11 protein-coding genes and 1 tRNA gene are annotated in these 13,293 nt (G+C 66.3%); 7 read left to right on the forward strand and 5 right to left on the reverse strand.

Features of this window, described 5'->3' with window-relative positions:
- Positions 1-92 precede the first annotated feature (92 nt).
- Positions 93-200 (reverse strand): MetS family NSS transporter small subunit, encoded by a 108-nt coding sequence (locus D9T14_RS03000; protein WP_119160677.1) that lies wholly within the window; start codon positions 198-200, stop codon positions 93-95.
- A 1-nt stretch (position 201) separates the two neighbouring features.
- Complete coding sequence (locus tag D9T14_RS03005; protein WP_119160678.1) at positions 202-1,770, reverse strand: sodium-dependent transporter; 1,569 nt, start codon at positions 1,768-1,770, stop codon at positions 202-204.
- 830 nt (positions 1,771-2,600) lie between these two features.
- Here D9T14_RS03005 and D9T14_RS03010 point away from each other — a divergent pair.
- Complete coding sequence (locus D9T14_RS03010) at positions 2,601-4,022, forward strand: amino acid permease (RefSeq protein ID WP_232012506.1); 1,422 nt, start codon at positions 2,601-2,603, stop codon at positions 4,020-4,022.
- A gap of 148 nt (positions 4,023-4,170) precedes the next feature.
- Here the strand turns inward: D9T14_RS03010 and D9T14_RS03015 are convergent, their stop codons facing one another.
- The 3 genes from D9T14_RS03015 to D9T14_RS03025 all read right to left on the reverse strand — a co-directional run bounded on the left by D9T14_RS03015 (position 4,171) and on the right by D9T14_RS03025 (position 7,054).
- Positions 4,171-5,571: an aldo/keto reductase gene (locus tag D9T14_RS03015; protein ID WP_119160680.1), complete on the reverse strand. Its 1,401-nt coding sequence runs from the start codon at positions 5,569-5,571 to the stop codon at positions 4,171-4,173.
- Positions 5,572-5,792: 221 nt separating this feature from the next.
- Positions 5,793-6,749: an aldo/keto reductase gene (locus D9T14_RS03020; protein ID WP_119160681.1), complete on the reverse strand. Its 957-nt coding sequence runs from the start codon at positions 6,747-6,749 to the stop codon at positions 5,793-5,795.
- A 231-nt stretch (positions 6,750-6,980) separates the two neighbouring features.
- Positions 6,981-7,054, reverse strand: a tRNA-Pro gene (locus D9T14_RS03025).
- A gap of 396 nt (positions 7,055-7,450) precedes the next feature.
- Between D9T14_RS03025 and D9T14_RS03030 the strand changes: the two genes are divergently transcribed.
- The 6 genes from D9T14_RS03030 to D9T14_RS03055 all read left to right on the forward strand — a co-directional run bounded on the left by D9T14_RS03030 (position 7,451) and on the right by D9T14_RS03055 (position 13,131).
- A complete protein-coding gene (locus tag D9T14_RS03030; protein WP_170175696.1) occupies positions 7,451-7,927 on the forward strand; it encodes an SRPBCC family protein in 477 nt (158 codons plus the stop codon).
- The gene (locus D9T14_RS03035; protein ID WP_119160683.1) at positions 7,924-9,297 is read left to right on the forward strand and encodes an MFS transporter; all 1,374 of its coding nucleotides are present in this window, start codon (positions 7,924-7,926) and stop codon (positions 9,295-9,297) included. The genes D9T14_RS03030 and D9T14_RS03035 overlap by 4 nt, the downstream gene beginning before the upstream one ends.
- A 4-nt stretch (positions 9,298-9,301) precedes the next feature.
- The gene (locus tag D9T14_RS03040) at positions 9,302-9,823 is read left to right on the forward strand and encodes a universal stress protein (protein ID WP_119160684.1); all 522 of its coding nucleotides are present in this window, start codon (positions 9,302-9,304) and stop codon (positions 9,821-9,823) included.
- 225 nt (positions 9,824-10,048) lie between these two features.
- Positions 10,049-11,707, forward strand: coding sequence for an alpha-amylase family protein (locus D9T14_RS03045; RefSeq protein ID WP_232012535.1), 1,659 nt, complete (start codon positions 10,049-10,051; stop codon positions 11,705-11,707).
- Between the two features lie 88 nt (positions 11,708-11,795).
- Positions 11,796-12,260, forward strand: coding sequence for an S-ribosylhomocysteine lyase (locus D9T14_RS03050; protein WP_119160686.1), 465 nt, complete (start codon positions 11,796-11,798; stop codon positions 12,258-12,260).
- Between the two features lie 97 nt (positions 12,261-12,357).
- Positions 12,358-13,131: an IclR family transcriptional regulator gene (locus D9T14_RS03055; protein WP_119160687.1), complete on the forward strand. Its 774-nt coding sequence runs from the start codon at positions 12,358-12,360 to the stop codon at positions 13,129-13,131.
- The last annotated feature ends 162 nt before the right edge of the window (positions 13,132-13,293 follow it).

Genomic DNA, 13,293 nt, shown 5'->3' on the forward strand with positions numbered 1-13,293 from the left:
GGCCCCGCGGACCGCGCCTGAACCATGTGAAATCGGGTGAACCGCGCGTCAGGGTCCGCGCTCGGCCGGCCCGTGACGTGCGCGGCCGCGAGTCAGCCCTTGGCGCGGCTGCGCCGGGCCAGTGAGATCACGGAGACCAGCAGTCCGCCCCAGATGATGGCGATGGCCGCGGCCATGGTGGTCATTGCGATGGCGGTCATCTCAGCGCGCCTCCTCGAGCTCGAGTTCGTCCAGGTCCACTGGCGTGAAGTCGTCAACGGGTGTTCGCCACTTGATCAGGGTGAGGACGGCGGTGGCGACCGCGCAGACGAAGAGCATCCCCCACCCGAAGACCGCCTCGAAACCGGGCGTGTAGCTGGCCGGGTCGTAGCCGGCCGTGGCGTAGGCCCAGACGGTCTGGACGAACATGAAGCCGAGCAGCACCGGTACGACGATGCAGATGATCACCTGCCACCAGACGCCGACGAGCCGGGAGTCCGAGACGGCGTTGAGGTGGCGGCGCAGCGTGCCGGTCTGGCGCAGGACGAGACCGACGCCGACGCACATGATGATGGCCGAGACGACCACGCCGATGTTGTTGATGAACGCGTCGACGACGTCCAGGTCGTACAGGCCCGAGTCGGTGCCGAACAGCACGAGCGAGATCACCATGGCCGGTATCCCGGCGATGAGGGAGGCCTTGACCGAGCTGAGGTTGAACTTCTCGGTGACACCGGCCGCGACCACCTGGATGATCGAGATGAACGACGTCAGGCCGGCCATCGTGAAGGAGGCGAAGAACAGGACGCCGAACAGGGCCCCGCCGGGCATCTGCGAGATGATCGTGGGGAAGGTGATGAACGACAGGGCCACACCGCTGATGCCCTCCAGCTCGCCGACGGTGACGCCCTGCTGGTTCGCCATGAAGCCGAGCGTGGCGAAGACGCCGATGCCGGCGAGGATCTCGAAGGAGGAGTTCGCGAAGCCGGCGACGAGGCCGGTGCCCAGCAGATCGGAACGCCTGCGCAGATAGGAGGAGTAGGTCAGCATGATGCCGAAGGCCACGGACAGCGAGAAGAAGATCTGTCCGAAGGCCGCCATCCACACGCGGTAGTCCCCGAGCGCGCTCCAATCGGGCGTGAACAGGGCGTTCAGCCCCTCGGCGGCTCCGGGCAGCGTGATGGCCCTGATGACGAAGGCCACGAACATGACGACGAGCAGCGGCAGGAAGATCTTGTTCGCACGCTCGACACCGTTGGTCACACCGAGCGCGATGACGGTGAGACCGAAGGCCCACACGATGATCAGCGGAATGACGACACCGCCCACCGGCGAGGCCGAGTAGGCGACGGCGTCGGTGTTGAGGCCGATGAACTCGTAGAAGAAGCTCTGTGCGTCATCGCCCCAGGCCGCGTTGATGGAGAAGAGGGTGTAACGCAGGGCCCACGCCACGATGACGGCGTAGTAGGTCATGATGACGAAGCAGATGAGCACCTGCCACCATCCCAGCCATTCGAACCTGCGGCTGAGCCTGCGGAAACTCGCCGGTGCCGACCCGCGGAAGCGATGCCCGATGGAGTAGTCGAGGAAGAGGACGGGAATGCCGACCATGAGCAGGGCCACGACGTAGGGGACGATGAAGGCGCCGCCGCCGTTGGTGTAGGCGACGCCGGGGAAGCGCCAGATGTTGCCCAGGCCAACGGCTGAACCGATCGCGGCGAGCAGGAAGCCCAGCTGGCTTCCCCACTGTTCGCGCGGATTGGACTCTTGTGACAGAGCCGGGGAGGACATGATGCCCACCTTTCTAGGTCGAAGGAGCGGAAAGTACTTGGACGTGGCGTACGCACGCCAGCGAGCACGTCCGACAGGCCCGGTCATTATGGGGGAGTGTCTGAGCGCACGACGCGCCAGTCCATAATGCGAGCCGGCATGTCCGTTTCTGATCTGTTCGCGCCGGGGTGAACGGGGGGCCAGTGCCCTGCTCGTTCGTGCGATCTGGCCGAACACTCGCGCCGATGCGATGACGTCGGGGTCGAGGTACTTACCGGGCGCGCAGGGAGCAGAACACGTCCCGGTCCGGGGCATGGGACGAACCCCCGGCCGGCGCCGGTGCGTGCAGGGGGTATGTCCAAACGGCATGCGCCGGTGGAGCCGATGACGAGGAAGGTTCTACCGGATCAGGTCCGTCGGGCTCGGTGAATCGGCGCTGGGCTATCCCGAATGGTTCAGCGAGCAATTCCTGTCCGGGTGTGCTGCGGACCGGCGGGATCGACCCCGTGGCCCGGTGCGGAACGATCTGGTGTCAGCCATCGGAAAACTCTCTTGTTCTCTGATTGAACTGATGGTAACCAAGCAAACTGATGGTAACCAAGCAATGAGGACTTGGTGTGTTTCGTTCTCGTGCTAGCATGTGCAGCGCGGTTTCTCCTGTTGAGTGTTCCCCGTCACGCATTTGTCATCTCGAGGTGGACCGTGTTCGGTGTCTTTGACAGCCCTACGAGATCGCCGACGGCGACTCAGACCAACCGTGTGAATGAGCCTCGAAGATGTCCATATCAGAAGAACAGAACGCCCTTGATGCCCGGCCGGATCGGCTGACACGAGGACTCAAGGCGCGTCACATGTCCATGATCGCGATCGGTGGAGCCATCGGAACAGGTGTCTTCCTCACCACCGGGAAAGCGGTCAGCAATGGCGGCTCTGGAAGCGCCACGATCGCCTTCCTCGTGATCGGGTTCATGATGTACCTCATCATGACCCAGCTCGGTGAGATGGCGACCGCCATGCCGGTCTCCGGGTCGTGGAGCACCTATGCCGGGAAATTCGTCGATCCGGCATTCGGCTTCGGGATCGGCTGGAACTCGTGGTTCTCGGCGGTCATCACCATCCCGACCGAGATCACGGCCGCCAACATTCTGCTGAGATTCTGGCTGCCGGACCTGCCGCTTCTGGCGAGCATCTGCATCAGTCTGTTGTTCCTCGGTCTCCTCCTCGTTCTCAACATCGTCTCTGCCGGCTTCTACGGGGAGAGCGAGTTCTGGTTCGCGGGGATCAAGGTGGTGACCTGCGCCGTGTTCATCATCGTGGGCATCCTCACGATCCTCGGAGTCCTCGGCGGCAACGCGGTCGGGTTCGGGAACTGGACGGTGGAGGAGGCCCCCTTCGTCAATGGGTTCAGCGGGCTCATGGTCGTCATGGTGACAGCAGGTTTCGCCTTTCAGGGTTCCGAGTACGTCGGCATCACCGCGGGTGAGAGCGAGAACCCGTCGCGTGACGTGCCGCGAGCCATCAACTCGGTGTTCTGGCGCATCCTGATCTTCTACGTCGGGACGATCGTCGTCATCTCCTTCCTCATTCCCTACACCGATCCGAACCTTCTCGCGGCGTCGAGCAGCAACGTGGCAATGAGCCCGTACACGATCGTCTTCGAGCGCGCCGGACTCGCTGCCGCGGCATCCGTGGTCAACGCGGTCCTCCTGACCTCCGTTCTGTCGGCCGGCAATACGATGATGTACGGCTCTTCGAGGATGCTCTACGCGCTCGCCAGTGAGGGCAAGGCACCCCGCGTCTTCAGCAGGACGAATGCGCGCGGCATACCGATCAATGCGCTGCTGGTCAGTGTCTGTGTCGGCCTGGTCTCGATCGTCGCGGCGATCTACGGCGATGTGGTACTCGGCTGGCTCGTCAACATCAGTGCGGCCACTGGGTTCGTCAAGTGGCTCGCCATATCGAGTTCCCACTACCGGTTCCGCAAGGCATGGCTCCTGCAGGGACATTCGGCGGAGGAGCTGCCCTACCGGGCGAAATGGTACCCGTACGCGCCGTTCCTCGCCTTCACGCTGACCGTGTTCATCTTTTTCGCACAGGTCATTCCGGGTCCTGGCGGTGAGTTGAACTGGAGTGACATCATCTCGACCTATTGCGGTATCCCGGTGGTCCTGGTGACCTGGCTCGGTTACAAGATCGTCAAACGCACCAGGGTCATCGCGCTCAAAGACATCGACCTGAGTGAGGTGAAAGCAGACCGTGCGGAACGCCTATGACGGGAGCGAGGATTTCCCCGGACTCGACACACCGGGTCCGCGCCGCACGCTCGGCATCGCCGTGCGGTCCGATTGCCCCACGGCCACCTCCGCTCGGGCGATCCTGTTGTGACGAGGATGACCACAGCGGTGCTCCTGGTTTCACGGTTCAGAACGCGTCCTGCACCGGGCCGGTGCCGGTGAGATGACGCATGTCGGGATAGCGGTCGCCGAGAGGCGCGGGCAGCCCGTCCAGTCGCCTGATCTGCTCGGCGGTGAGCTGAACGGAGGCGGCACCCAGGTTCTCCTCCAGCCTACCGATGTGCCGGGTGCCGGGAATGGGCACGATGTCGTGCCCGGGGGCGCCCTTGGCGAGCAGCCAGGCGAGGGCGATCTGTGCCGGGCTCGCGTCGAGCTGCGCCGCGATCTGCTCGACCTGCTCGACGATCCGCAGATTCGCCGGCAGCGCGTCGGGCGCGAACCGCGGGTTGCCCCTCCTGAAGTCGTCCTCGTCCAGTCCTTCGAGATCCCGGATGCGGCCGGTGAGGAAGCCCCGTCCGAGCGGGGAGTAGGGGACCAGGGTGATGCCCAGTTCGCGCAGCACGGGCAGTACCTCGGACTCCACGTCGCGTGACCACAGCGAGTACTCGGTCTGCACGGCGGCGACCGGGTGCACGGCGTGGGCCCGCCGGATGGTCTCGGCGTTTGCCTCGGAGAGCCCGTAGGCGCCGATCGCGCCCTCCTCGATGAGTTCGGCCAGGGTCCCCGCGGTTTCCTCGATGGGGATCGTCGGATCGGGACGGTGCTGGTAGTACAGGTCGATGTGCTCGACGCCGAGGCGCCTGAGCGAGCCCTCGACGGCCCTGCGGATGTTCTCGGGACGTCCGTCGTAGCGGCGGATCCCGCCTGCCAGGTGGGAGAGCATGCCGAACTTCGTGGCGACCACGGCCCGGTCCCGGATGCCTCGCAGGGCCCTGCCGACGAGTTCCTCGTTCGCGTAGGGGCCGTAGATCTCGGCGGTGTCGATCATGGTCGCGCCGAGTTCGACGGCGCGGCGGATGGTGCGGATCGAGGCCTCCTCGTCCTGGCCGGCGCCGGTGTAGAAGGCGGACATGCCCATGCAGCCCAGGCCGATGATGCCGATCCGGGGCCCTGCCGCGCCGAGTCGTGTCTGCTCAAGCATGAAACTGTCTCCCATCTGCCGGTACAGCGCGATCTTGTGGTCGATGACGTCGAGAGCGTGCTGCAGTTCCCCGAGGCGCTGGCGCACATCCCGCCGGTGCTCCTGCAGCAGGGCGAGCCGGTCCGGTGCGCTGTCCTCGCCGGCCCGGGCGAGTTCGGCGTACCGGCGGATCATGCCGATGGGCATCCCGGAGGACCGCAGCTTGGTGATGAACTCGACCCACCTCGCGTCTGCTGCCCGGTAGATGCGCTGCCCGCTCCCGTTGCGGGGAACGGGGTCGCGCATGAGCCCGGCGCGTTCGTAGTACCGCAGCGCGTCCGGTGACAGACCGACCGCCTCGGCGAGCTCGCCGATGAGGAGCGCATCACGATCGGGACTCTTCGTCATGCCAGGAACGCTAGGGGCTGGAGCGCGCTCCAGGTCAAGCGGTCAGGGCCGCTCCTGGCCGGGCAACGACGCGGCGAAGCGCCTCCGAGAACAGGCAGGATCGTTGCGGGCCACACCCGATCACAGCGCACGGATGGTTCCGGGTGTGGCCCTCGGCCGGGGCGATTCCTTGATGACCCGACGATCCCGGCACGGAGAACCCGGGGCAGTTCAGGACGTGCTCAGCGGAACGGTGTCGAGGCCTCGTCCAGGGCGGCGATCTCGTCGGCGGTCAGGTCGAGCGTGGCCGAGGCGAGCAGGGCCGGGAGTTGTTCGGGGGTGCGGGCCGAGGCGATCGGCGCCGTGACGCCCTTGGCGCGTAACCAGGCCAACGAGACGGTGGTCACCTCGACCTCGTGGGCCTCGGCGACGCCACGCACCACGTCGAGCAGCGAGAAGGCGGCGCTGGTGGCGGCCTCGTCGGGCAGATAGGCGTCGATCATGCCGGCCCGTGCCGTGCCCTGGATGTCCTGGGGCGAGTGGTACTTGCCGGTCAGCAGGCCCGAGGCGAGCGAGAAGTACGGGAAGACCGCCAGCTCGAACTCGCGGGCGAGCGGGCCGTAGCCGTTCTCCACGTCGCCGCGGTGCAGCAGGTTGTAGTGCGGCTGGAGGGCCACCGGACGGGCCAGGCCCTCGCGATCGGCGTACTCGATCCAGGCGCGTTCACGCTCGACGGAGAAGTTCGACAGCCCGATGTGACGCACCGCGCCGGCCCTGACCAGGGCGTCGAAGGCGGCGGCCATGTCCTCGACGCTCTGGGTCGGGTCGTCGTAGTGGGCGTAGTACAGGTCGATGTGGTCCGTGCCCAGGCGGCCCAGCGAGGCCTGCGCGGCGGCCGCGACATTGGCGGGGGAGAGGCCCTTGAACTGCGGGTGGGTGGCCACCTTGGTGGCGATGACCACCTGGTCGCGTTTTCCACTGGAGGCGAGCCAGCGCCCGATGATCGTCTCGGACTCCCCGCCGTGGTTGCCGGGGGCCCAGGCCGAGTAGCCGTCCGCGGTGTCGACGAGCGAGCCGCCCGCCTCGACGAAGGCGTCGAGCACGGCGAAGGAGGTCTGTTCGTCACTCGTCCAGCCGAAGGTGTTGGCGCCCAGGGCGAGCGGGAGGATGTCGATGCCGGTACGCGGAAGCTGCACCATGAGAGAGAACCTTTCCGTGCTGGTGGTCCACCGTCGGTGAGTCCGACTGTACAGAACCCGGGACGGCTCATGCGCTGCCCGTGCGGATCGGGCCGGAGCAGCCGACCGACTCCCGCCCCGGTGCCGTGACAGGAACACCCCGATCCTGGGGAACCGGACGCGTCGGCAGGGCCGATGGCCGGTCGGGAGCACGAAGGGCGGTTTCCCCGGATCCGGGGAACCGCCCTCTCGTCGGGCTGACAGGATTTGAACCTGCGACCCCTTGACCCCCAGTCAAGTGCGCTACCAAGCTGCGCTACAGCCCGCCGGGCCACTGATGACCCGCCGGTGCACTTTAGCTCAGTTCGCTCGCGGTTTTCCAGTCGGGAGCCCGGAGCGGTGCGGGCCGGGTCGTGTCGGACCACCGCCGAGCCCGTCGCCTCCGCCGGCCCATGCTCAGTCTGGGGTATTACCAGCGACGATCCGCTGTTGCGACTATGGTGGCAGCTGTGGCACGAGTTCAGTGTTGAGCAGCTGTCTGACGCGATCGGCTCATCCCCGCTACGACAAGCCGTGGAGCAGCAGAACTGCCCGACGGGCAGCACACCCCCGTTCGCTTGTGGATGAATGGACAGGCGATCACGCCCCCTAGGGGCTCTGAGAGGATGTGCCACGGCGGGCCGCCCCCGGCCCCTGCTATCGATCATGAGGAAGGAACCGGCATGGAGGAAGTGGACACAGTCCTTGAGGTCGAGAGAGAGTTCACCTATCCACGGGATGTGTTGTTCCGGGCATTCACCGAACCCGCCGCGTTCAGTCAGTGGTTCGCCCCGACTGGCTGGCACGTGGTACCCGAGTCGGTGGAACTGAACCCCCAGCTGGGCGGACGCATCCGTCACACCAAGGTGCGCGACGACGATCCCGAGAAGATCTGGGTCGTCGACGGCGTCTACACCGAGGTCTTCTACCCGGACGTCCTCGTCACCCGCCAGCGCATCAGCGGCATCTCCGGGATCGACCCGAGCCGTCCGGTCGAGCTGCGCGTGGAGTTCACGCGCCTGGGCCAGGGCAAGACGCTGCTGAGGATCGTCCAGGGGCCCTACACGGAGTCGGCCGCTCTGGACTACTCCGACGGCTGGGAGTCCATCCTCGATCACCTTCAGACCTATCTCGAATCCTCCAAGGACAACAAGCGATGAGTCAGACCACTACGGCCACCACCGTCATCCGGCGCAAGCCGATGATGTCGATGAAGCAGATTCTTCTCATGAATCTGGGCTTCTTCGGCATCCAGTACTCGTTCGGTATGCAGCAGACGGCCATCAACCCCATCTACAACTTCCTCGGGGCCTCGCCCGAGCAGCTGCCCCTGCTCAACATGGCCGGCCCGATCACGGGCTTGTTCATCCAGCCCATCATCGGATCCCTGTCCGACCGCACCTGGAGCGAGCGGTGGGGCCGACGGAAGCCCTTCTTCCTCATCGGCGCCACGGGCTGCGCGATCTGCCTGTTCTGCTTCCCGTTCGTCTCGGCCGTCTGGATGGCGGCGCTGCTGCTGTGGCTGCTCGACGCCTCGAACAACACGGCCATGGAGCCCTACCGGGCCTTCATCGCCGACAAGCTGCCCCCGAGCCAGACGGCCAAGGGCTTCCTGGCGCAGAGCTTCTTCACGGGGCTGGGCATCACGCTCGCCAACATCTCCCTGTTCCTGTTCCAGCACGTCCTGTCGGGCATGACGGCCGCCGGGCTGCCGTACTGGGTCTTCGGCTCGTTCATGCTCGGCTCGGTCTGCTCGATCGGCACCGTGCTCGTCTCCGTGCTCAGCACCCCGGAGATCCCGCCCTCGCCGGAGGAGCTGGCCAGGCTGCGGTCGAAGCAGAACGGCAACGCCCTCAAGGGCATCTGGACGGCCATCGTCGAGATGCCCACCCAGCTGCGCAAGCTCGCCCTGGTCTACCTGTTCCAGTGGTACGCGATGAATGTCTACTGGCAGTACGTGTCACTGTCGGTCGCCAAGAGCGCCTTCGGCACCACCGACACCCACTCGGAGGCCTACGAGTCCGCCGTCACCTGGACCGGCCTCATCAACGGCGGCTACAACGTCGTCACCTTCTGCGTGGCCTTCCTGCTGGTCTCCTTCGCCAAGAAGCACGGCGCCAAGTACGTCCACTCGGCCTGCCTCCTGCTCGCGGTGGTCGGGCTGCTGTTCTTCCCGCACATCGGCAACAAGTTCCTGCTGTTCCTGCCGATCATCGGGCTGGGCATCGCCTGGGCCTCCATCATGGGCGTGCCCTACATCATGGCCGTGCGCATGGTGCCGTCCAGCCGCTTCGGCGTCTACATGGGCATCATCAACATGATGATCGTCATCCCGCAGCTGCTCCAGACCCTCACCTTCGGTGCGGTGTACAAGCACCTGCTCGGCTCCAACCCGACCAACGCCATCACCTTCGCCGCCGTCCTGCTGGGCTGCGCCGCGCTGTCGATGCTCTGGATCAAGGAACCGCCGATCGTGCGTGACGTCGACGACGTCGCGGCCCCGGCCAAGGTTCAGATGGGGGAGGACTGATCCCATGGAACTCGATCGTTACCGCAAGATCCTCGTCGGCACGGACGGCTCATCGCTCGCCGGGCCAACCGTCACCCGGGCGGCACGGCTGGCCGTGGCCGACGACGCCGATCTCATCGTCGTGTGCGCCTACACGAAGCTGCCGCTGCGCGAGGCGGCCAAGGAGCCCAACATCGAGGGCTCGGTGGCCACGCTCGGCCAGGTACCGGGCTCGGAGGCGGCCACCCTGGCGATCCAGGAGGCCATGCAGGTGGCCCACGCAGAGGGCGCCCGCGTGACGGCGGCCCTGCTCGTGGACTCCGATCCGGTCGCCGCGATCCTCGAGACCGCGCGCGACAACAAGGTCGACGCCATCGTCATCGGCGCCATCCGCGACACCTCGATCGCCGGGCGCCTGCTGGGGACGGTGTCCTCCGATGTCGTACGACGGGCTCACCGTGACGTGCTCATCGTGCGTCCGACCGAGGACGCCCCGGAGCCCGCCGTGGCCGAGGACGTCCACGTCGCCGATGCCACGGAGGACTGAGACGTGGCCCTGGATGCCTCTGCCCGCCAGAGTTTCGAACTGCGCTGGGACCGCTACGCGCCCCAGATCGCGGTCTGCCTGGCGCGACTGTTCCCCGACCGCGCGTACGAGGTGACGGAGCGGCTCTACGCGATCCTCGAGAACGCCATCGAGCAGCGCTCAGCCGAACTGCGCCGCCTCGACGAGGCCCGGCTGCTGCGGCCCGACTGGCTGCAGCAGCCGGACATGGTCGGCTACGTCTGCTACGCCGACCGCTTCGCCGGTGATCTGAAGGGCGTCCGGGACCACGTGGACTATCTGCACGGTCTCGGGGTGCGCTATCTGCACATCATGCCCTTCCTCAACCCCAGGCCCGGTGCGAACGACGGCGGCTACGCGGTGGCCGACTACCGTACGATCCGCCCCGACCTGGGCACGATGGACGATCTCGAGGAACTCACCGCGGAGCTGCGCGCAAACGACATCTCCCTGGTGATGGACCTGGTCATCAACCATGTGGCGCGCGAGCACGAATGGGCCGTCCGAGCCAAGGCGGGTGAGCCCAGGTACCGCGACTACTTCCTCCTGTACCCCGACCGTTCCGTACCGGACGCCTACGAGCGCACCCTGCCGGAGATCTTCCCCGAGTTCGCCCCTGGCAACTTCACCTGGAACGACGAGCTGAACGCCTGGGTGTGGACGACCTTCAACGACTACCAGTGGGACCTGAACTGGGCCAACCCCGACATCCTGTGCGAGTTCGTCGAACTCATGTGCTGGCTGGCCAACAAGGGCGTCGAGGTCTTCCGGCTGGATGCCATCGCCTTCATCTGGAAGCGCATGGGCACCAACTGCCAGAACCAGCCCGAGGTGCACGACCTGACCCAGATCATGCGGGCCTGCATGCGCATCGCCGCCCCGGCGGTGGCGTTCAAGGCCGAGGCGATCGTCTCCCCGGAGGACCTCATGGCCTATCTGGGCCTGGGGGAGCACTACGGTCTGGTCTCCGACATGGCCTACCACAACGAGCTCATGGTGCAGCTGTGGAACTGCCTGGCCACGGCGGACGCCAAGATGGCCGAGACCGCCCTGTCGAACATGCCGGCCAAGCCCCCGTCCACCACCTGGGGGACCTACGTGCGATGCCATGACGACATCGGCTGGGCCATCTCGGACTCCGATGCCACCGCCGTGGGCGTGGACGGTTACGAGCACCGGCGCTTCCTGTCCGACTTCTACTCGGGCCAGTACAAGACCTCGTTCGCCCGGGGGCTGGTCTTCCAGGACAACCCGCTCACCGGTGACCGGCGCATCTCCGGTTCCGCCGCCAGCCTGGCCGGCCTGGAGAAGGCCCTGGACGAGGGCGACGAGCACGGCGTCGACATGGCGATCGCGCGCGTCCTGCTCATGTACACCCTGATCTGCGGATACGGGGGCGTGCCCCTCATCTACATGGGTGACGAGCTGGGGCTGCTCAACGACATGGACTACGCACGCGACCCGGCCCTTGCCGACGACAACCGCTGGGCGCATCGCCCCTTCATGGACTGGGAACTCGTCGAACGGGTGCGCGGCGGGGAGGACCTGCCCGCGACCAGGCTCGACAGCGCCATCCGCCACGTCCTGCAGGTGCGTGCAACCGTCCCGCAGCTGCACGCCTCGGTCGCCACCGAGGTCGTCCCGAGTCCGGATCCGCGCATCCTCATCCTCAAACGCGATCATGCCCTCGGCCCGCTCGTCGAGATCTACAACATGAGCGAGCAGATGGTCGACCTGCACCACAGTGCGCTCACCCAGCACCTCGGGTACAACGCGCGTGAGCTCATCGGAGGCTACGACTACGACCTGCGCCCGGCCACGATCGGTATCTGGCCGTACCAGGCGGCCTGGTTCGTCGCGCCCTGAGCAGGGCGCCGGTGCGCCTGCGTTTTCCGGCCGGCACGGTTCTGGGAGAATGTCGACAGTGACGAGACTTCCGACGAGGGGATGGGCCATGCCTCAGCACATGAACGTGGAGAGCTTCAACCTGGATCACAGGAAGGTGGTGGCGCCGTTCATCCGGGTCGCCGATGTGAAGGAGCTGCCCGCCGGTGACGTGCTCACCAAGTACGACGTGCGCTTCTGCCAGCCCAATCGGGAGCACCTCGAGATGGAGGCCGTGCACTCCATCGAGCACGCCTTCGCCGAGTGCGTACGCAATCACTGCGATGCCGTCATCGATTTCGGCCCGATGGGCTGCCAGACCGGTTTCTACCTCATCATGGCCGGTTCCCCCGACGTGCCGGCCACCTGCGAGCTGGTCGAGCGCACGCTGCGTGACCTGCTCGAACTGGCAGAGGTTCCCGCCGCCAACGAGATCCAGTGCGGCTGGGGTGCCCATCACAGTCTGGCGGCTGCCAAGGACGCTGCCGCCACGATGCTCTCCCGCCGTGCCGAGTGGGAGCAGGTCATGGCCTGACAGCGCAGGCGCACGAGCATCGTGTCCGGCCCGATGGCCGGGCGAGTAGCACATACCACGGGAAGCCCGGCAGCGCCCGGGGACGAGAGGAGCCCCCATGGCCAGCGCCACCAACGGGCCGGCACGCATCGAAGCCATCGACCGAGCCCTGGTACTGCTCGAGGACCTGTCCCGGGCCGGGGCCGGCGGTTTCTCCCTCGCCGAGATCTGTTCGCGTGTCGGCATGAACAAGTCGACCGCCTACCGCGCCCTCACGACCATGCGCGGGCGCGACTACGTCCAGCAGGACCCGGAGTCGGGCAACTACGCGCTCGGCCCGGCGGCCCTCATGCTGTCGTCCAGGTACTTCACCGACGACGCCTTGGCCCAGGGGATGCACCCGGGGATCGTCGCATTGTCCCGCGAGATCGATGAACTCGTTCACCTCGGTGTCATGAAGGGCGACACGATCGTCTACCTCGACAAGGTCGAGCCCTCACGCACGATCAGGGTGTGGTCCGACATCGGTCGCACCGTCCCGGCATGGAGCACCGCACTGGGGCGGGCCATCCTGGCCTTCACCGGCGTCGAACGTCAGCAGCTGGCCGCCTACCTGCCGGTCGGCGACAGCGCCCGGGAGGATCACCTGTGGCTGATGCTCGAGTTCGCACGCGACCACGGCTACTCCTTCGAGAACGAGGAGAACGAGCCGGGCATCGCCTGCCTCGGCGTTCCCCTGCTGCGCGGCGACCACCCGGTCGCGGCTTTGAGCGTGACGACCTTCGCCTCCACGTTCACCCCTGATCGCCGGGCCGAACTGGTCAGCGCCATCGCAGCCGTCGTACCGCCTCTGCTGCCCGGCGGTATCGCCCTGCCCGAGCTGCGCGCCTGATCCGACAGGAGTCCCTGTACCCGTCTCCGGCCCATGACGCCCGCCATGGTTGACCGCTCCGTGCTGACATCCGATCGATGTCGGTGTACACTTCAAGTGTTTCTTGCAGAAAACTCAATATTTCATTGAACAAAATATATGTCGAGTGTCTGGCCCGATCCC

It is taken from the genome of Propionibacterium australiense, from assembly GCF_003666605.1.
GTDB lineage: Bacteria > Actinomycetota > Actinomycetes > Propionibacteriales > Propionibacteriaceae > Propionibacterium > Propionibacterium australiense.